Consider the following 19,062-nt stretch of genomic DNA (forward strand, 5'->3'; position numbering starts at 1 on the left):
CACTAAAAGTAAGTGGAAGCGAAAGATGAAATGCAAAAAAGCCTGAACATTTCTGTTCAGGCTTTTTTAATTTGGAGCGACACACGAGGTTCGAACTCGTGACCTCAACCTTGGCAAGGTTGCGCTCTACCAGCTGAGCTAGTGTCGCATTGCTTAATCGTATTTATTAAGACTTTAATAGATGGTGCCCCGGGCCGGACTTGAACCGGCACAGCGCGAACGCCGAGGGATTTTAAATCCCTTGTGTCTACCAATTCCACCACCAGGGCACGCAATTTTTTATTGCGATGCCGATTACTGAAAAGTAAAACACCATCTTAATGTTGATGCCAATCAACATTACAAAATTTGGAGCGACACACGAGGTTCGAACTCGTGACCTCAACCTTGGCAAGGTTGCGCTCTACCAGCTGAGCTAGTGTCGCATTTCATTATTCTCCTCTAAAATCAGGAGAGATAATGGAGGCGCCTCCCGGAGTCGAACCGAGGTCCACGGATTTGCAATCCGCTGCATAGCCACTCTGCCAAGGCGCCTTAGTAACACCGTTTGAATCGCTAACTCGCTCTCCTCTCGGGTACGGGATGCATTCTACGGAATCGATGAGTTGAGTCAACACTAAATTTGTATTTTTTGAATCGTTTGAGTAGATTTTGTTCGAAAGTGCAAAAACTGGTGATTTCGTTAGCGAAAAACCACTCAGGAGTGGCTAGTTAATTGATCTACTTCACACTTAAAGCTGGAGTATTACTTTCGTTCCAAGAATAACTCCATCCCTGCAAGATCAAAAAAGCGAGCCTAAGCTCGCTTTTCATTAATGATGCTGTTCGTCTAACAAATCGTCTTTGGCTGCCATTAGATATTGTGCCATCGACCAATAAGTCAAAATGGTTGCAATATAGAGCGCTCCATACCCAACCCAAATCATCCAATCGTCATATCGCCAGATCAACACCCATAGTGCAAACATCTGAGAAACGGTTTTGACTTTGCCTACCCAAGAAACTGCAACACTTGCACGTTTCCCTATTTCTGCCATCCATTCGCGTAATGCTGAAATGATAATCTCACGTGCGATCATAGTAACAGCTGGAATGGTCACCCAAATTGAATGATAGTGTTCGGTGATCAAGATAAGCGCAGTAGCCACTAAAACTTTGTCAGCAACAGGGTCAATAAAGGCGCCAAATCGAGAGGTTTGACCTAGCTTTCTCGCTAACATTCCATCTAGCCAATCAGTAAACCCTGCGACCCAAAATACCATCGCCGCTGCAAACGGGGCCCACTCATAAGGAAGATAAAAAACAACTACAAAGACAGGGATGAGAAATAATCTCAGTAGGGACAAAATGTTAGGTATATTCAAACGCATATTATTGGGCTCTTATCGATTGCGCGTTTATGGTGCGGGATTTTTACTATTGTTTCAATGCTTGATAAATGTTTTCTGCCAAAGAATGGCTAATACCCGGCACTTTGGCTATTTCTTCGACACTTGCTCTCTTTAACTCTTGTAAACCACCCATATATTTTAAAAGTGACTGCCTTCTTTTAGGCCCTACACCTTCAATTCCTTCTAAAGCACTTGTTCTGCGGGTTTTACCTCGCTTCGCTCGGTGCCCAGCGATAGCATGATTGTGGCTTTCGTCGCGAATATGTTGAATTAAATGTAAAGCTGGCGCGTCACTTGGCAAATTGAATTCTTCGCCGTCTAACGTAATCAGGGTCTCTAAACCAGGTTTTCGTGTCACACCTTTCGCGATACCAATCATATTGGGCGTTTTTGGCCAGTCACCCCAATACTGTGCGATGATCTCATGCGCCCGATTCAACTGCCCTTTACCACCATCAATAAAGATAATGTCTGGAATCTTATCGACATCAAGTTGCTTCGAGTACCTTCGCTCCAGTGCTTGCCCCATTGCGGCATAATCATCGCCCCCGGTAATACCTGAGATATTATATCGGCGGTATTCAGGTTTAACTGGCCCTTCATTATTGAAGACAACACAAGACGCTATCGTACTTTCTCCCATCGTATGGCTGATATCGAAACATTCCATGCGGGTGATCGAATCGATTGCCAACACCTCTTGCAGCTCCTTGAAGCGTTGGTTAATCGTCATCTTATGGTTTATTTTGGTCGTGATTGCAGTTAACGCATTCGTATTAGCCAACTTCAAATAACGAGCCCGGGTACTTGTCGGGTTCACATGGAAATGAATCTTTCGTCCGGCTACCTCAGTGAGTGCCGATTGAAGCGGTGTAGTATCATCAAACAACCCTTCGTTTAGGATCAAGCGAGTCGGTATCGAGCGCGCTTCATTATGTGCAAGGTAATACTGAGTTAAGAAGCTTTCGAATACTTCTTCACGCTCAGTGTTATGAGGAATTTTAGGGAAATGGCTTCTGCTCCCCAAAACTTTTCCCTGGCGAATCATTAATATATGGATGCAGGCAATGCCATTTTCCTGAGCAAAACCCAGCACATCCATATCTTCCATCGTATCTTCTGAAACGAACTGCTGTTCTTGAACACGACGGATTGCTTGAATTTGATCGCGAAAGCTCGCTGCATCCTCAAACCTAAGCTCACGACTCGCTAACTCCATTTTTTCTATCAGGGTTTCAAGAACTAATTTGTCTTTCCCCTTAAGAAAAAGTTTTACGTAATTAACGAGCTCTGCGTATTCTTCATCGGATATAACACTGCTGACACAAGGCGCAGCGCATCGACCAATTTGGTACATTAAACACGGACGGGTTCGATTGGCGTAAACCGTGTCTTCACACTGACGCACAGGAAAGATTTTCTGAATTAGGTGTAAAGTCTCACGCACAGCGCCAGAGTCTGGGTAAGGTCCAAAGTACTCACCTTTCTTCTTTTTTGCGCCACGATGCATCGACAGCCTAGGATGTTTATGGCCGCTAATGAAGATATATGGGTAGGACTTATCATCTCGGAGTAGCACATTATATTTCGGCAAATACTGCTTAATATAATTGTGTTCCAGGATCAGGGCTTCAGTTTCCGTATGTGTAATCGTGACATCGATTTTGTTTATATGGCTGACTAGTGCACGAGTTTTTTCACTATCGACTTTTTTACGGAAATAACTGGAGAGTCTTTTTTTGAGGTCTTTTGCTTTGCCGACATAAATAACAACAGCCTCGGCGTTATACATTCGATAAACGCCAGGCTGATTTGTTACTGTCTTCAGAAATGTTACTGAGTCAAACGAGGGTGTCACTACAAGGTCTCAGTGTCTAACATTCCATGTCGAATGGCTAAGTGAGTCAGTTCAACATCACCGCTGATGTCTAGCTTGCTAAACAATCTATAACGATAGCTATTTACTGTCTTTGGACTTAGATTTAGCTGTTCTGAAATATCCGTCACTTTCTGACCTTTCGTAATCATCATCATAATTTGAAGTTCACGTTCAGATAAGTCTGCGAATGGGTTTTCAGAAGCAGGAGAAAACTGGCTAAGAGCCATCTGCTGCGCTATTTCTGGTGAGATGTATCTCTGGCCACTATTTACGACACGAATCGCATTGACCATTTCATCAGGACCCGCACCTTTGGTTAAATAACCAGCGGCACCGGCTTGCATCACTTTCGTTGGAAACGGATTTTCCGTATGAACAGTTAAAACGATGATTTTCACATCTGGATTAAAACGCAGGATCTTTTTGGTTGCTTCTAAGCCACCGATACCCGGCATATTCATATCCATTAAAATGACATCGGTATGATTACTCCGACACCATTTTGCTGCATCTTCACCGCTTTCAGCTTCCCCTGCTACGTTCATTCCACGGACGTCTTCAATAATACGTCGTATCCCTGTGCGAACCAGCTCGTGATCATCTACAAGGAAAACATTTATCAAACTTGTATCTCCACACTATTAATTGGCTCTGCAACCACCATGAAATCAGTGGATAGCAGTATAGCTGTCTATTTTAACGCACTTTTAAAAAAAAGCTTACTCTGAATATGTGCTCAAACGCAAAGTTTAGCAAGAACTTATTTACGATTTAACCGCGTTAAAAATAAGTCTATCAATAAATCAACACGTTATAGCACTGGCGATTAAAATGTCACACCGTCTGCCCTTTTGCAACATATGCAACCAAAGTAATCCGAATATTGTCATAGCGGCTCAAAAATCATACAAGTTTTAACCGTATCAATTCATTTACCGACTAATAGTCGAATTTTCTCTGCTAATAAAAAAGTGATTTGTTACTATCAATCCTCTTCTACAGCAGAGTAAAACACTTGAACATCCACCAAGGCTTCGTACTAACAAGACAAGCCCGAGACTACTCGGGGGCAACGCATATTGATCTATGGTTGAGCACGCCAGCAGGCCCAACTCTCTTAACGATCCTCAATGAAAAGCCCGTATTCTTCGTAGAGCAATCCCAGCAAAGCTCTGTTCAAGCCCTCGCTCAAAAAGAAAATATACAATGTGAGTTAAAACCACTGTCAATCACCACGTTTGAACATGAACCGCTTTCAGCGTGCTACTTTGAACTAAACCGCGTAGCGATGAACTTTGCTCAAGTGCTCCACGCTGAAGGAATTCTAACTTTCGAAAGTGACATTAAGCTTGCAGACCGTTACTTAATGGAGCGCTTTATCAAAGGAAGCATTGAGTATTCTGGTATCGAAACATGTAAGAATGGCTTTTCTCATTTCAGTCAGGTTAAGTGCCGCTCGGGTCAGTACTTACCAACACTGTCAGTTGTCTCATTAGATATTGAGTGCTCAGAGAAAGGAATACTCTATTCCATTGGCTTAGATAGTAAGTTAGATAGCCGCGTCATCATGATCGGAGACGTCCAGCCTTCAGAGACACCCATCCAATGGGTTAAAGATGAAAAAGCGCTGTTAGAAGCGATGGTAGATTGGTTCACTCAATTCGACCCAGATATCATCATAGGCTGGAACGTGATCGACTTCGACTTTCGTTTACTCCACAAACGCGCAGATTGGCACAACTTAAAATTGAAAATGGGACGAAACCGTCAGCCAAGCTTCTTTCGAAGTTCAGCGCAAAGCCAACAAGGCTTTATCACAATCCCAGGGCGTGTGGTACTAGATGGTATCGATACGTTAAAGACCGCTACCTACCACTTCCGTTCATGGTCGTTAGAGTCTGTATCACAAGAAATGCTTGGTGAGGGGAAAGACATACATAACGTCCATGACCGAATGGACGAAATCAATCGAATGTATCACCACGATAAGCCTTCACTGGCGAAATATAACCTCCAAGATTGCGTGTTGGTCAACCGTATTTTTGAACATACTCACCTGATAGACTTTGCCATCGAACGTTCAAGGTTAACCGGTGTAGAACTGGATCGCATTGGAGGTTCGGTTGCTGCTTTTACCAACCTTTACTTGCCCCAAATTCATCGCTCAGGTTATGTTGCGCCGAATCTAGCTCCAGAAAATTGGCTAGCGAGCCCTGGCGGCTATGTGATGGACTCCATTCCTAACCTGTATGATTCCGTGCTTGTTCTCGACTTTAAAAGCCTATACCCGTCTATCATTCGCTCATTCTTGATTGATCCAATGGGCCTAATTGAAGGGTTACAGCTAGAAATAGGCAAAGACTCAGAGCAAGCTGTACCCGGTTTCCGTGGAGGTCAATTTCATCGTGATAAGCACTTTCTGCCTAAAATGATCGAAGACTTGTGGGCTGCTCGTGACGTAGCAAAGCGCAATAATGAGCAAGCTTTTTCTCAAGCTATAAAGATTATTATGAATTCTTTTTATGGCGTTTTAGGCTCTTCCGGTTGCCGATTCTTTGATACTCGCCTTGCATCATCGATCACGATGCGTGGACACGAAATCATGAAGCAGACGAAGGTACTCATCGAGGACAAGGGTTATCAAGTTATCTACGGAGATACGGATTCTACATTTGTATCTTTAAATGGCAGCCTAACGCAAAATGACGCTGATAAGATTGGCCATGAGTTGGTCGCTTATATTAATGAGTGGTGGACAAATCATCTCAAGACCGAATACAACCTCACCTCAATATTGGAGCTTGAATACGAAACTCATTATCGTAAATTTTTGATGCCGACTATTCGCGGTTCAGAAACCGGTTCAAAAAAGCGTTACGCGGGCCTGATTGGAGAGGGGAAACATGAACGAATCATCTTTAAAGGACTTGAAAGCGCCAGAACCGACTGGACACCACTTGCTCAAAAATTCCAGAAGACCCTGTATGAAATGGTATTTCATGGTCAAGAACCCAGTGAGTATGTCCGGACATTCGTAGAAGATACCGCCGATGGAAAATACGATGACTTACTGACTTACCAGAAAAGGCTTCGTCGAAAACTGCGTGAATATCAAAAGAACGTGCCGCCCCAAGTACGCGCCGCACGCTTAGCAGATGAATTCAATAGCAAACTTGGTAGGCCATTGCAGTATCAAAACAAAGGTCGAATTGAGTACTTAATTACGTTAAACGGTCCTGAGCCCAAAGAGTACAGACAGAGTGCCATTGACTATCAACATTATATTGATAAACAGCTCAAGCCGGTAGCGGAGGCAATCCTGCCGTTTATTGGTTTGGATTTCGAGCAGATTTGTGCGCCTCAACTTGGCTTATTCTAACTGATTGACGCTTTACGATTTGTCGCCAAACAATAATCAATGAACTTATCTTTGAGTAAAGAGCGACTAAAGAGCCAGCCCTGAACTGAGATATCATTGCTTTTAGGTATCTCAGCCAATTGCTCATTGGTTTCAACCCCTTCGACGACCACTGCGATATCTAACTGAGCGGCGATCGATATAATACTCGCGAACACTTTCCGCCCTTTATCAGTATCCAGTGCCAGAATAAACGACCGGTCGACCTTGATAGCATCAATATCGAAACGATTTAAGTAACTCAAAGAAGAAAAGCCGGTGCCAAAATCATCAATGTAAACCTTTACTCCCAATAAGTGCAGGCGATTAAATGCCATAACCAGCGCCTGCTCATCAACCAAAAGTGTCTCTTCGGTAATTTCTATGTTTACTTGATTGGCAACAGGTGCGATTACCTCAACAATCCGGTCCATGATTTCAACATCAACTAAAGTTTGTGGTGTGATATTCACGCTTACCGGCACATAGTTACCTTGTCGATTCCATTCTTGAATATCTTTCGCAACCTGTTTGAATACCCAGATATCTAAGTCTTTCATTAACCCGGCTTTTTCAAACCATGGCAAAAAATCCCCAGGGTAGATCAGTTTATCAGTGTCCCCTCTAGCTCTAACTAATGCTTCGCACCCAACTACTGCTCCCGTTAAAGGAGACACCTGCGGTTGGTATTCCATACAAAACTCTTTTCGGCTGATCGACTCGAGTTTATCTTCTACTTTTGAGACTGACTTTTCCTCTTTTTGAGCCACTACAATCGGGTCATCATTCAACAGTTCTGCTTCTTCTTGGCGACGCATATAGGTGGTGTCTAGAAACGGAAAATGTATTTTCCGATTCCCATAGACTTTGTTTAACCCGCGAACCGCAGGGAGGTACAACAAGCAACCTAAACAGACATTAATAATTTGCAGCAGTACCGCTCCCCAATCCCCGTTCGTTGATATCCACGCATTAATTAACACCGGACTATTGAACGGAACAGACACACTGGGCGAAGTCACCCAGCCGGCAGAGATGGCAAACATCGACACACATACATGCATGATAGGGGTGAGCATAAAAGGCAGAAACAAGCGTGGGTTAAATATGATCGGCAAACCAAAAAGAAGAATTTCGTTTACGTTGACGAGCCCAATAGGAATACTGGCAAGTGCAATGATTTTCAACGCGCGTTGCTCAGAGAAAAGAAGTAATGCCAGCACCAGAGAAAGCGTTGCACCGCTTCCTCCAATGAAAACAAACGCCCCCATGAAGGAAAGGTTCATATGGTATGCCCCTTCCCCACCCGCTAGGAAAATAGAGTAATTCAAGTTACTTGCTTCTTGGAGAAATTCCACCAAAGGTAGCAGCGCATAATAGCCATGCACGCCAATGAACCATAAAGCTGAATTTAGCGCTGCAAACACAACCCCAAAAGTGAGTGGCTCATTGGCATAATCTAATATGATGAAAGAGAGCAAGTGACGCTCAACCACCAACGAGAAGATCGCCGTATTGATAAAGATAACAGCGATGCCAGTCACCAAGGCAGGAATCACAAGGTTAAGGGACTCTTTTACTATCTTTCCGCCACTGTTTGAGGCCGTAATTCTCAAGCTACGATATTTGAGAAGCTTCGCCAAAATAGGGGTCGCATAAAGGGGAGTAATTATCGCGATGATGATATTGAAGGTTTGAATCACCTCTTTGCTTGGTAGGATTTCTCCAATGACCACAAGATAGAGGACGGATAACAAAGCAATAGGAGGGCGAGGTAGTTTCCATTGCATCGCCAATACATAGGAAAGTGCTGTTGTCATCAAATAAGGAAAAAAAGCCGCGACTGAATCATGAATCTGGTAGAAGAGAGTAACCCACGCCGTTCTTCCCCCTGAAAAAAACTCACCAATGCTTGCAAAAAACAGGGCGAAAGAAGAAAGCATCAAGCAGGGTAATAGCCATATCATACCCTCTCTGAGCGCTTGCAATGAAGGCACTATAAATTTGAGAGTGACTCGTTCTATACTTCCCCATGCCATCGTCGTACTTACCGCTCTCGATCCCATCGCAGCCTCAAGATTTACTAACCTTTTTATAAGTTAGCATATCTCAGTTACTTTACACGGAGCGCGACCGAAAATTAGAGCCCGCTCTAACCGATGCGAAATTCCGTTTTTTGGTATTGCTTAACCAGCCAATCACCAAACGCATCTAGAATTCCGATGACCGATCGTTTTTGAATCAAACGCCCAGACAGCAATATACCCAAACGTTCGATTTCTACTTTTTTATCCGGATGATATTTCAAAAACTGAGCGCCACATTCAATAGGATCATCGAACCAGTTTTTGTCTTTGTACATGATCAGAGAATAACTCGCTCTGAGCAGTTTTTTAGCAATAATGACTTGCGCATTCACTTGCTCTTGCGGGGTCGCAGAACGGGCTATTTTATTGCGATATACCGCAAGCCAATCTTCTACATCCATGTTCCAATGTTTAGCGATTTCCCAACTAGTTTCAAACTCACCGTAACAGTCAGACAAGTCCTCACCTTCAACACAGACGCAGCAGTGTTTCAGCATGAAACCCCACGTAAAAATATTTTCAAAATTGACAATATCACTAACCAAAGCGGTTTTTATTGAAACCTGAGTAACTTGAGGGAAGCTCTTTTGAAAGCGCCACTTGATGGTATTCAGTAAGGTTGTTCTATTTTCTGAAAAATCACGCTCTGTCACGACCACGACATCGAGGTTAGAACGCCCTACCACTGCAGTTTTGCGCGCAACACTGCCATAGACATACACGCTGTGTAAATTAGAACCCAGACCGCTTTTTAAAAAACGAATGAGATCACTCACTACAGGTTGGAACTCAAGTTGAAAAGGAGTTCGAGAGTTGATTACAGGTAAAACCATCGCGGATCAAATAATTAAGAAGCTAAGGACTAGGTCACTTATGATCGCCTAGCTGACTTTATGAATCAAGTTATTCCTATTTGTACCCTCCCCTTGATATAATCACCGGATAGACCCAAAAAGGACAAACACAAAATGCCTAGAGCAAGTGAAATTAAAAAAGGTTTTGCCATCGATGTAGACGGCAAAACTCTACTCGTTAAAGATATCGAAATCACAACACCTGGTGGCCGCGGCGGTCAAAAAATTTACCGCTTCCGTGGTAACGATGTTGCGACAGGCGTAAAAACAGAAGTACGCCACAAGGCAGACGAAATCGTTGAAACTATCGACGTAACAAAACGCGCAGTAATGTTCTCTTATGTTGATGGCAACGAGTACATCTTCATGGATAACGAAGATTACACTCAGTACATCTTCAACGGCGAAATGATTGAAGACGAGCTATTGTTTATCAACGAAGAAACTCAAGGCATGTACGCGATTTTAATCGACGGCAATGCAGCAACACTAGAGCTACCAACTTCAGTAGAGCTAGTTATCGAAGAAACTGATCCTTCAATTAAAGGGGCTTCTGCTTCTGCTCGTACTAAACCTGCTCGCTTTGCTACAGGTCTAACAGTACAAGTGCCAGAATACATTGCGACTGGCGATAAAGTGGTTGTTAATACCGCTGAACGCAAATACATGAACCGCGCAAGCTAAGGTTAGTCATGAGTGATTTAATGTCTTACGACGATGCTATTGATACGGCTTACGATATCTTCCTCGAGATGGCACCAGATAATCTAGAGCCAGCAGATGTGATTTTATTTACTGCTCAGTTCGACGATCGAGGTGCAGCTGAGCTAGTGGAAACTGGTGATGACTGGGTTGAGCACGTTGGCTTCGAAGTAGACAAAGAAACTTACGCAGAGGTTCGCATTGGCTTAGTAAACGAAGCGGACGATGTTTTAGACGACGTCTTTGCTCGTATGTTAATTAGCCGTGACCCTGACCATAAGTTCTGTCACATGTTGTGGAAACGCGACTAATACTTACCCCACCAGCTCAATCTCAGGTTGAGCTGGTATTTTTCCTATCTCAACACCTACAAAAATTATGACCAAAGCGAAAACCGACACACTTTCGAAAGGCTATGCCTGTATTGGACTAATCAATCCTAAGACCCCAGAAAACGTGGGTTCCGTGATGCGTGCTGCAGGTTGCTATGGCGCAAATTCCGTGTTTTACACGGGTACGCGATACGATCATGCTCGCCAATTCCACACAGATACCAAAGAAAAGCACCTAGAATTGCCACTTATAGGTGTCGAAGATCTCAAAGAAATCATTCCCGTGGGCTGTGTGCCTATTGCCGTCGATCTAATTGAAGGCGCGAAGCCGTTGCCAGATTACAAACACCCGCCTCGTGCTTTTTATATCTTTGGTCCTGAAGATGGAACATTGAAGAAAGAGATTACTGACTTCTGTAGAGAGACGATTTATGTACCCACTAATGGCTGCATGAACCTCGCCGCTGCAGTAAACGTGATTCTGTATGATCGAATGGCGAAGGGTGACAATTATTCTAATCACCTGAAGGTGACATAAACAGACCAGTATTTTAGTTGGAATCAAAAAACCTGCATTTAAGCAGGTTTTTTATTTTTACCAGTTTAGCTCTTTTATCAACGCCAATACATCAAAGCTTAATCATAATAGTTTGGAGACATACGCATTCCTTTAGCATGAGCTGGGTCATGCTGGATCCACAGTTTCGTTGGTGTATTGTCTAAAATATTATCAACGCGAGCAAATGAACTGATGGTTGCTTTCTTTTCGTTCCAAACTGGAATCCCGTATGTATCCCGATTACCTTGGTAATGATACAGATCCCCGCTCAGTAAAATAGTACCTGTATTTTTCAGCTTCACTAACAATGATTGATGCCCAGGAGTATGACCTGGAGTACTCAAAATAATTACAGAATCATCGCCAAATACGTCGTGGTCACCATTCAATCCAAGATACGATTCTTTTTCCAATTTAGAATAATAAGTCGGGTTAAAACCATAGTTGGCCGCTTGTTCAGAAAACGCGACGTCGTATTCAACTTTTTGCATCAAAAGCGTACTCTTTTCAAAGTAATTCGCGTTACCACTATGGTCCATGTGCAAATGTGAAGGAGCAAAATAAGTCACATCTTCTGGTTCAATCCCCAACTCTTGGAGCTGAGACAGCATCGTTTTATCAACCTTTAAGTGAAAGGCGCCATTACCTGCCAGCTGCCCTTCTGGATCTTTTGAAATACCGTCTTCCAAACCAGCATCCCAAACTAAAGTACCTTTGCTCGGATGCTTAATTAAATAACACGGTACCGCCAGATCCATCGTGCGCTCTTTCTCTTCTAGTGGATTGAACAACTTCAGGTTTCGCGCTTGAATCGTTCCGCAGTCAATCACATAGAGCTTTAAATCAGCATCACTTTCAATATTGAGTCTTTCTATGGAATAGGTACTTCCCGCTATCGCCGGCAAACTCAGAGCCAAACTTGCCATAGCTGTTGCGATACTACGTTTCTTCCAAAGTGTTGTTATAAGGTTATGATTTTGCATTACTTTCTCCTTCTTAACTAAGGGATCGTATGCATAACCGAAAGCAAATAAAAGTGATGTATTATCACTATAAAGATTACGAACTAGAAACTCGTTCAACCTTTCATTATTTTAATATTCAACATGTTAGCGAACTTGTTCTAACATTCGACTTAATATATCCAGTTCCACTTGAACGACCTTATTAGGATAAGTGGAGGTCACTCTCTGTATCATTGCTTGGGCTTCTAAAAGGTCGCCAGTCTTGATTAACCAGTAAATACTTTCCAGTGATAACATCTGATCGATACGAATAGAGCCTTTCACTTTGTTGATTTCAATCGCCTCCTCAAGCGCTTTAAGCCTCACATGGGGTTCTACCCCAACACTTCGGCTGAGCGTTATAAGAGACCCGATGCTTTGTTGGTCATAACTTAAAGCACCACCCCATTCAATGTTCATGTTTTGTGATTTTGAATGCCACGGCGGAACCCCTGATTCTGGAACGACGACTTCATTCATAAGCTCTTGGTAACCTAACCGATAGTTAAGATACTCTAGGTAGTAAGCCGTTTCTTTCGCAAACTCGAACCAAGAGTAGTTAGAATCAATAACCTTGGAATAGCTGCTATTCTTCAGATGCTGGTTGGCGAGAGCGAGTTCACCTTCTGTCATATACAAGTTAGCAAGCCATACATTGGAGAGTGCTTGAACAATCGCGTCTTTAGAACTCGTGAGAAGGTTTAGCAATTTTCCTTTCGCAACATCCCCTTCCCCCAACTCTGCTTGGCAAATGGCATATTGTAGAACGCTCCATTCATGTGAAGGCTCTATCGTGTATGAAGCAGCGAAGTAATGTTGTGCTAACTCGCACCCTTGTTGATTTAGTGCGTGCTGCCCCTTTGCATATTCGTGCATTGCATCAACTTTGAATGTGTACTTAGGGAGATCTTCAACGATCTCTTTTGGGCGCAATGTTCTCACTATCATCGAGGCAATACTTGGCATTGAAAGCGCCAGATCTTCTTTCTCAACCTCGCCTTTCACTTCATGAAGATCAGAGTCTAAAACCTTATACATCAAGCGTTGTTTACCATTGCCTAAATACACTGACGCTTGTATCACGACATCGACAGCTGAATCTTGGAACGTTTTTTGTGTCCACTTATCTATATCGTTATTGAAAGGCGTAACACTGCTAGGCGGATAAACTTGGATACTTGAAGACAGCATTAAGTCTGTCGCCAACATGTCACTTAACCCATACTCGACCCATTGGTAAGAAGACAAGCGTGTATGGTTTTGGAATGGCAAGACCATAACCTTGACGTTACGGTCAGAATAATCGATACCTGTACGCATCAAAGTAAGACAGCCGACGACAACTACGCAAACAAAAGCCACAATAGCCATCAGACGACCGCGAGGTAAAGACTTAGTTGGCTCAAAGGATTTGATTGGAACAAGCCATTTATAGCCTTGATTCGGTACGGTCCGAATGTAGGTAGGATTAGAGGCGGAATCGCCTAAGATTTTTCGCAGTTCAAGAATGCTCTGTGAAAGAGACCGCTCTCGGTATTCTCCATTAGACCAAAGCGCATCCAATAACTCTTCTTTCGAAACAACCCTTTCTGGGTTTTCAACAAAATAGCAAAGCAACTGCAGAACTTTATTACGCACTGGAACAATAGAACCATTGGCAGAAAGCACTTCTTTTTCGGTATCCAAGGTATATTCATTAAAACAGTACATAAGAACCAAACAATCAAACACTTAAATAGAATGTCATGAAGGTTATCTTTTATAAAATACAAATACAATGTGGGTTCGGTACAACTTCCCTCTTCCTGGACAATAAATGTGGTTAAGACTTCGCTTTAATCCATACGGATAAAATAACCAAATTTGACTTTATTTGTAGTTTCTTGATTTGAATTTTAACTTATTTTCAGTCATTTGGTTTGCTCATAGCGCAATTACACTTCATTTTGATTTCACCCAATCAAAAAGGAATGAATGATGATTAAACAAACAATGCTCTGCACCTGCGCACTTGCTAGCAGCTTTTCTTTAGCGAACATGGCTAATGCTCAAGATAACTTAGTGTTAGTCCATGGAGCACATTTCGGGGCTGGTTCATGGGAAACAGTAACGGCGTCACTTCCAAAGAACATTCAAACTCTAGCCGTAGACCTGCCAGGTAGAAGTGAATCTGAAAACGCTGAACACATCACGCTAACAAGCTCAGCCGAGGCGCTTTGTTTTGAGCTACAAAATCTTCGTGGCAACATTCACCTAGCTGGGCATAGCCAAGGAGGCGCGGTAATCAACCAAGCTGTAGGGTTATGTCCTTCAACAGACATTAAGTCGATTACCTATATCACTGCCGTCGCACCTCAAATTGGTGAGAGTGCATTCAGCTCGCTCAATAAAAATGACGAAGAAAACTATTTCAAAGGCGTGAGCTACAATGAAGCAACCCATCGAATGGTCATTAGCGACAACGCTAACTTTGCAAAGACATTCGCACAAGATGCTACCTATCAACAAAGCGCGTTGTTAGCCACTTTATCAAAGTCCGAACCCGCTCATATCGCGGAAGACAACATCAGTTTCAAACAAAGCGATATGGATAAGATTGAGAAGCACTATGTGTTTGCTAACCAAGATGCGATCATTTCATTGGCTTCACAACTCAAAATAGCCAAGAACGCGGGGATAGATAGTGTTTATGCACTGAATACCGGGCATTTGCCAATGCTAACGGACAGTGAAGGACTAAGTGATATTCTGAACACCGTTGTGTCTCAACAACGCTAGTTGGAGCTATTCTCTGGTGTTTCATAGCGAGCACCCTACCCCTTTCTTCGGAGTATGGTGCTCATACCTATTGCAAGTCGAAAAGCTAACATCAGAAAATGCTTGATGGCTCAACATGTGATAAACAAATAGTTATAAGGTCGTTAAGGATTAACAAGTCCATGGATAAACTTACTCACTACAAGAGCTATACAGCCATTGTTGAAAAAGGAAGCTTAAAGAAAACGGCCGACCACCTAAATTTGAGTGCATCTACCGTAAGTAAACATTTGACTGCACTAGAGCAGTATTACAACGTCAACTTGGTGATTAGAAGCCCTCACCACATCAGGATCACGCCTGAAGGGAAGCTGTTTTACGAAAACAGTAAAGCAGTCATGAATTTTTTTGTGAACGCAGAGCGCCAATTTCAAACGCCTTCAACCGGTACGCGAACGATTAGAATCACCATATCTCAGGTGTTGAGCCAAGGGTACTTTCTCAGCGGATTAAGCGCGTTTTCTACAGCCCACCCACATATCAAACTCGATGTCATTGTATCGAATTCAAATCTCGACTTAACAAAAGGCGACATTGATTTTGCATTTCGCGGGGGACCACTTGCCGATTCTCAAATGCATGCCATCCAATTGTTTAAGTCAAAGACATTGTTGTGTACTGCCCAAAGAAACCAACTTAATCAAGAACAACTACGCGATGCGATTTCTGAACATTTATTGATACCTTCCTACGTAAACTTATCTACGTTAAGGAGTTATCTGAAAAGTATTAACATCACAAAGCCCATCGATCACTTCTGCGCTTTTGATGATGCATTTAGCTACAAAAATGCAGTTCTATCAGGAATGGGGTATGGCATATTTTTAGATTTTTTTGTCGAACAAGAACTAAAAGATGGCGTACTTTCAAAAGTACCAGCCCCCTTTCAATTCGATTATCGCGACATCGATATCAACATGTTGTACTACAACAATGTTCAATTGTCTGAAGAACAATCAATTTTCAAATCATTCATTAGCAATTATTATAAGCAACCCATGTGATCGTGCCGTGATGAGTTGGACCCATATCGAACACTCAGATACAAAAAAGCCAGCGATTACGCTGGCTTTCTAGATTAAGCTTTTTACTTACGTGTTCTTGGCTTACTCGGCTTATTAGGACGTGCGTTGCCGTTTTTCGCATTCGGCTTGGCTTTGTTTCCTTGAGAGCGACCTTTATTTGGTGCACCTGCAGAGTCTGGCGTAGTCGTTCCACGTGTTGCTGGCTTTTTACGCTTCGCTTGATTGCTGCGACCTTTAGGAGCGTTTGCGCGCTCTTCATGACGCTTAACCGCACGACGGATCTTTTGGCTACGAGAACGTTCACGCTTACGAGAAGTATTTGCAGGGTCTAGGTCAAGCAATGTTTCTTTCTCAGGGCTAAGTTCAACGAGCTGACGTAGGTAGTTCACTTCTTGAAGGTCTAGTTCTTTCCAACCACCACGTGGCAGTTTTTTGTCTAGGTAAATATCACCGTAACGGACACGCTTTAGACGGCTTACTGTCGTTTCTTGTGATTCCCAAAGACGACGAACCTCACGGTTACGACCTTCGTTAATCGCTACATAGAAAGTATGATTCATACCTTCGCCGCCAGCGTAAACAACATCTTCAAAACGAGCCATGCCATCTTCAAGTTCAACACCGCGAACCAAGTTTTTCACTTTTTGCTCTGTTACTTCACCGAACACACGAACAAGATATTCACGCTCAACTTGACGACTTGGGTGCATTAAGCGGTTTGCCAGTTCACCATCAGTAGTGAAAAGCAAAAGACCTGAGGTGTTCGCATCAAGACGACCAACCGAGATCCAACGTGAACCACGGATTTTAGGCAGGCGATCGAATACAGTGCGGCGACCTTCAGGATCATGACGAGTACATAACTCACCTTCAGGCTTGTAATACGCAAGCACACGACAAACGACTTCTTCAGACGCTTTGCCAGAAACCGTGTGACCATCAATACGGATAACCGCATTTTCGTCTTCTAGACGTTCACCCAGTTTTGCGACTTGACCATTAACGCTAACACGACCAGTTTTGATTAAGGTCTCAAGTTCACGACGAGAGCCGTGACCAGCACGCGCTAGAACCTTCTGTAATTTTTCGCTCATTTACTAATTTCTACCTAATTGTCGTCTTCACAGACGTCGAATGAATTTTGTTGCGACAAAAATCGCGGTCGCAGATTATCGCAAATACCAATAAAAAAAGCATCTGTTATTTGCGACCATACGATTTAATGACGATTTATTCGAACGGCGTTGGATCGCCTGAGCCGACACGTGCGATAGTGGCTTCGTCATCACTAAAATCCACCACGGTTGTCGGCTGCTCACCTAAGTAACCACCATTAAGAATAACGTCGACGGCGTGTTCTAGGCTATCGCGGATCTCTTCAGGGTCTGACTCTGTATGCTCGTTACCTGGCAAAATAAGCGATGTCGACATTAACGGCTCACCCAATGCTTCAAGTAAATCCAAGGCAATTTGATTATCAGGAACGCGAATACCAATCGTTTTACGCTTTGCGTTCATCAAACGTTTTGGTACTTCTTTTGTACCTTTAAAGATAAAGGTATAGGCGCCTGGAGTATGAGCTTTCAATAGTCGGAAAGCCACATTATCGACTCTTGCGTAAAGCGATAATTCAGATAAGTCACGGCAAAGCAAAGTAAAGTTGTGCTTATCGTCGATACGGCGAATCTGGCAGATGCGTTCTAAGGCTTGTTTATTCTCAAGTTGACAGCCAAGTGCATAACCAGAATCCGTTGGGTAAACCACAACCCCACCATTTCGGATAATTGCCACAGCTTGATTGATCAAGCGAGCCTGCGGATTGTCTGGGTGAACGTAAAAAAACTGGCTCATTATTATTCCTCTTTATTCAGTCTCTCGACTCTATCTTCAGTAGGAGCTTGTTCTTCGAACTCTTTAAACTCCCAATCCTTCCACACGGCTTCAACTCCAGAAGGTAACCACAAGTTACGTCCTAGTTCCATCCAAGGAGATGGATAATGAAAGTCACTGCCTTGAGAAGCTAATAGTTTGTATTGTATAGCATAATCAGCAAGGTTGCGTCTTTCTTGTTGTGCTTGTTGCGGTTGAGCCACTTCCATCGCATCCCCGCCAGCTTCAACAAATGCCGCAAGTAAGCGTTTAATCCATTTGGCGGTGAAGCCATATCGCCCTGGGTGGGCAAGAACCGCTTGCCCGCCTGCAGCATGAATGGCGGCAACCGCTTCGCTCATAGAACACCAAGCTGGTGGGACATAACCTGGGTTATTGCGAGTTAAATACTTTTTGAATACCTGCTGCATATTCTTCGCAAACTCATTATCGACCAACCACTTGGCAAAATGTGCACGTGTAATCGGCGCGTCACCAGCAATCGCTTGAACTTCTTCCAAAACGCCTTCTCGAGTCGCCTTCTCCAAGCGAGAAGCGATAAGCTCAGCACGTCCAATACGGTGAGCTTTTTGCTGTTCAATCAGGGCTTTCAGTTTCGGTGATTCAGGATCGATATTCAGGCCAACAATGTGAATGTCTTTGTTTTGCCAAACTGTCGAGATCTCAATGCCGTTAATTAAATTGATTGGCAGATTATTTTCAGCGATGTATTGATGCGCTTCCGTTAACGCATCGGTCGTATCATGATCTGTAATGGCAAGCGCTTCGAGGTTAAAGCTAAGCGCGCGATCAATTAACGCACTAGGCGCTAATCGGCCATCCGAAGCCGTTGTGTGACTGTGTAGATCAATTCTCATAATGATATTTTCGTATTTTTATATGTTTTATCGCGCTATTTGTCGTAATTGGGCTTGACTTACCGCCCTTGAACTAGTTAACTAGTACACAAATACGCAGTACCTGAATTTTAAGGCTCACATGTTACAAGAATTTAACCAAAACCATAACGATAAAGTTTCAGTACTTTCTTCAATTGAAGAACGTACTGAGCTTCGTTGGTGGCGCACTTGGTCAAGTTCATGGTGGGCTAACGTATACTTCTAAACTTATAACACTGTTTATAAA

At 43.1% G+C, this 19,062-nt stretch carries 17 protein-coding genes, 4 tRNA genes and 1 other annotated feature (1 of these 22 running past the window's edge); of the genes, 7 read left to right on the plus strand and 14 right to left on the minus strand.

Going from position 1 to position 19,062, the window contains the following annotated elements:
- Window positions 1-72: 72 nt before the first annotated feature.
- The 7 genes from ACHUFI_RS04710 to uvrY form a co-directional block, all read right to left on the minus strand.
- A tRNA-Gly gene (locus tag ACHUFI_RS04710) sits at window positions 73-148 on the minus strand.
- Window positions 149-182: 34 nt separating this feature from the next.
- Window positions 183-269: transfer RNA gene (locus tag ACHUFI_RS04715), tRNA-Leu, on the minus strand.
- 80 nt (window positions 270-349) lie between these two features.
- Window positions 350-425, minus strand: a tRNA-Gly gene (locus ACHUFI_RS04720).
- 35 nt (window positions 426-460) lie between these two features.
- A tRNA-Cys gene (locus ACHUFI_RS04725) sits at window positions 461-534 on the minus strand.
- 278 nt (window positions 535-812) lie between these two features.
- Complete coding sequence (gene pgsA, locus ACHUFI_RS04730) at window positions 813-1,370, minus strand: CDP-diacylglycerol--glycerol-3-phosphate 3-phosphatidyltransferase (RefSeq protein ID WP_137356015.1); 558 nt, start codon at window positions 1,368-1,370, stop codon at window positions 813-815.
- 46 nt (window positions 1,371-1,416) lie between these two features.
- The gene (uvrC, locus tag ACHUFI_RS04735; protein WP_394247206.1) at window positions 1,417-3,249 is read right to left on the minus strand and encodes an excinuclease ABC subunit UvrC; all 1,833 of its coding nucleotides are present in this window, start codon (window positions 3,247-3,249) and stop codon (window positions 1,417-1,419) included.
- The gene (uvrY, locus tag ACHUFI_RS04740; RefSeq protein ID WP_137356013.1) at window positions 3,249-3,893 is read right to left on the minus strand and encodes a UvrY/SirA/GacA family response regulator transcription factor; all 645 of its coding nucleotides are present in this window, start codon (window positions 3,891-3,893) and stop codon (window positions 3,249-3,251) included. The genes uvrC and uvrY overlap by 1 nt, the downstream gene beginning before the upstream one ends.
- Before the next feature lie 392 nt (window positions 3,894-4,285).
- On the opposite strand from uvrY, the gene ACHUFI_RS04745 reads away from it, so the two are divergent.
- On the plus strand, window positions 4,286-6,649 hold the full coding sequence (locus ACHUFI_RS04745; protein WP_394247207.1) for a DNA polymerase II: 2,364 nt from the start codon (window positions 4,286-4,288) through the stop codon (window positions 6,647-6,649).
- Here the strand turns inward: ACHUFI_RS04745 and ACHUFI_RS04750 are convergent.
- Together ACHUFI_RS04750 and ACHUFI_RS04755 are read right to left on the minus strand one after the other, a co-directional pair.
- Window positions 6,646-8,733: an EAL domain-containing protein gene (locus tag ACHUFI_RS04750; protein WP_394247208.1), complete on the minus strand. Its 2,088-nt coding sequence runs from the start codon at window positions 8,731-8,733 to the stop codon at window positions 6,646-6,648. The genes ACHUFI_RS04745 and ACHUFI_RS04750 overlap by 4 nt on opposite strands.
- A gap of 86 nt (window positions 8,734-8,819) precedes the next feature.
- The gene (locus ACHUFI_RS04755) at window positions 8,820-9,587 is read right to left on the minus strand and encodes a nucleotidyltransferase domain-containing protein (RefSeq protein WP_394247209.1); all 768 of its coding nucleotides are present in this window, start codon (window positions 9,585-9,587) and stop codon (window positions 8,820-8,822) included.
- Window positions 9,588-9,722: 135 nt separating this feature from the next.
- On the opposite strand from ACHUFI_RS04755, the gene efpL reads away from it, so the two are divergent.
- The 3 genes from efpL (at window position 9,723) to ACHUFI_RS04770 (ending at window position 11,180) form a co-directional block, all read left to right on the plus strand.
- On the plus strand, window positions 9,723-10,292 hold the full coding sequence (gene efpL, locus ACHUFI_RS04760) for an elongation factor P-like protein EfpL (protein ID WP_394247210.1): 570 nt from the start codon (window positions 9,723-9,725) through the stop codon (window positions 10,290-10,292).
- An 8-nt stretch (window positions 10,293-10,300) separates the two neighbouring features.
- Window positions 10,301-10,621 carry an HI1450 family dsDNA-mimic protein gene (locus ACHUFI_RS04765; RefSeq protein WP_394247211.1) on the plus strand — a complete coding sequence of 107 codons (321 nt, stop codon included), beginning with the start codon at window positions 10,301-10,303 and terminating at the stop codon, window positions 10,619-10,621.
- Between the two features lie 67 nt (window positions 10,622-10,688).
- Window positions 10,689-11,180, plus strand: coding sequence for an RNA methyltransferase (locus ACHUFI_RS04770; RefSeq protein ID WP_394247212.1), 492 nt, complete (start codon window positions 10,689-10,691; stop codon window positions 11,178-11,180).
- A 98-nt stretch (window positions 11,181-11,278) separates the two neighbouring features.
- Here the strand turns inward: ACHUFI_RS04770 and ACHUFI_RS04775 are convergent, their stop codons facing one another.
- A complete protein-coding gene (locus ACHUFI_RS04775) occupies window positions 11,279-12,184 on the minus strand; it encodes an N-acyl homoserine lactonase family protein (RefSeq protein WP_394247213.1) in 906 nt (301 codons plus the stop codon).
- Between the two features lie 126 nt (window positions 12,185-12,310).
- Complete coding sequence (locus ACHUFI_RS04780) at window positions 12,311-13,891, minus strand: winged helix-turn-helix domain-containing protein (RefSeq protein WP_394247214.1); 1,581 nt, start codon at window positions 13,889-13,891, stop codon at window positions 12,311-12,313.
- A 288-nt stretch (window positions 13,892-14,179) separates the two neighbouring features.
- Here ACHUFI_RS04780 and ACHUFI_RS04785 point away from each other — a divergent pair, with 288 nt between their 5' ends.
- Both ACHUFI_RS04785 and ACHUFI_RS04790 read left to right on the plus strand, forming a co-directional pair.
- Window positions 14,180-14,983 (plus strand): alpha/beta hydrolase, encoded by an 804-nt coding sequence (locus tag ACHUFI_RS04785; RefSeq protein ID WP_394247215.1) that lies wholly within the window; start codon window positions 14,180-14,182, stop codon window positions 14,981-14,983.
- 161 nt (window positions 14,984-15,144) lie between these two features.
- Window positions 15,145-16,026 carry a LysR family transcriptional regulator gene (locus ACHUFI_RS04790; RefSeq protein ID WP_394247216.1) on the plus strand — a complete coding sequence of 294 codons (882 nt, stop codon included), beginning with the start codon at window positions 15,145-15,147 and terminating at the stop codon, window positions 16,024-16,026.
- A gap of 83 nt (window positions 16,027-16,109) precedes the next feature.
- On the opposite strand, the gene rluB is transcribed toward ACHUFI_RS04790, so the two are convergent.
- The 3 genes from rluB to rnm all read right to left on the minus strand — a co-directional run bounded on the left by rluB (window position 16,110) and on the right by rnm (window position 18,794).
- The gene (gene rluB / locus ACHUFI_RS04795; RefSeq protein ID WP_394247217.1) at window positions 16,110-17,141 is read right to left on the minus strand and encodes a 23S rRNA pseudouridine(2605) synthase RluB; all 1,032 of its coding nucleotides are present in this window, start codon (window positions 17,139-17,141) and stop codon (window positions 16,110-16,112) included.
- Window positions 17,142-17,277: 136 nt separating this feature from the next.
- Window positions 17,278-17,898, minus strand: coding sequence for an L-threonylcarbamoyladenylate synthase (locus ACHUFI_RS04800; RefSeq protein WP_394247218.1), 621 nt, complete (start codon window positions 17,896-17,898; stop codon window positions 17,278-17,280).
- A 2-nt stretch (window positions 17,899-17,900) separates the two neighbouring features.
- On the minus strand, window positions 17,901-18,794 hold the full coding sequence (rnm, locus tag ACHUFI_RS04805) for an RNase RNM (RefSeq protein ID WP_394247219.1): 894 nt from the start codon (window positions 18,792-18,794) through the stop codon (window positions 17,901-17,903).
- Between the two features lie 121 nt (window positions 18,795-18,915).
- On the opposite strand from rnm, the gene trpL2 reads away from it, so the two are divergent.
- Window positions 18,916-19,041, plus strand: a complete 126-nt coding sequence (gene trpL2 / locus ACHUFI_RS04810; protein WP_394247220.1) for a tryptophan operon leader peptide — start codon at window positions 18,916-18,918, stop codon at window positions 19,039-19,041.
- Window positions 18,988-19,062: a sequence feature (Trp leader region), on the plus strand (it continues 41 nt past the right edge of the window). Its footprint overlaps the gene before it by 54 nt.

The organism is Vibrio profundi (genome assembly GCF_043642225.1).
GTDB lineage: Bacteria > Pseudomonadota > Gammaproteobacteria > Enterobacterales > Vibrionaceae > Vibrio > Vibrio profundi_A.

Excerpts from the sequence above, each read along its gene's own strand:
- ACHUFI_RS04765 (WP_394247211.1), top strand. The coding sequence starts at position 10,301 with ATGAGTGATTTAATGTCTTACGACGATGCTATTGATACGGCTTACGAT.
- rnm (WP_394247219.1), bottom strand. The coding sequence starts at position 18,794 with ATGAGAATTGATCTACACAGTCACACAACGGCTTCGGATGGCCGATTA.
- pgsA (WP_137356015.1), bottom strand. The coding sequence starts at position 1,370 with ATGCGTTTGAATATACCTAACATTTTGTCCCTACTGAGATTATTTCTC.
- ACHUFI_RS04770 (WP_394247212.1), top strand. The coding sequence starts at position 10,689 with ATGACCAAAGCGAAAACCGACACACTTTCGAAAGGCTATGCCTGTATT.
- ACHUFI_RS04775 (WP_394247213.1), bottom strand. The coding sequence starts at position 12,184 with ATGCAAAATCATAACCTTATAACAACACTTTGGAAGAAACGTAGTATC.
- ACHUFI_RS04790 (WP_394247216.1), top strand. The coding sequence starts at position 15,145 with ATGGATAAACTTACTCACTACAAGAGCTATACAGCCATTGTTGAAAAA.
- ACHUFI_RS04785 (WP_394247215.1), top strand. The coding sequence starts at position 14,180 with ATGATGATTAAACAAACAATGCTCTGCACCTGCGCACTTGCTAGCAGC.
- ACHUFI_RS04750 (WP_394247208.1), bottom strand. The coding sequence starts at position 8,733 with ATGGGATCGAGAGCGGTAAGTACGACGATGGCATGGGGAAGTATAGAA.
- rluB (WP_394247217.1), bottom strand. The coding sequence starts at position 17,141 with ATGAGCGAAAAATTACAGAAGGTTCTAGCGCGTGCTGGTCACGGCTCT.
- ACHUFI_RS04755 (WP_394247209.1), bottom strand. The coding sequence starts at position 9,587 with ATGGTTTTACCTGTAATCAACTCTCGAACTCCTTTTCAACTTGAGTTC.
- ACHUFI_RS04800 (WP_394247218.1), bottom strand. The coding sequence starts at position 17,898 with ATGAGCCAGTTTTTTTACGTTCACCCAGACAATCCGCAGGCTCGCTTG.
- efpL (WP_394247210.1), top strand. The coding sequence starts at position 9,723 with ATGCCTAGAGCAAGTGAAATTAAAAAAGGTTTTGCCATCGATGTAGAC.
- trpL2 (WP_394247220.1), top strand. The coding sequence starts at position 18,916 with ATGTTACAAGAATTTAACCAAAACCATAACGATAAAGTTTCAGTACTT.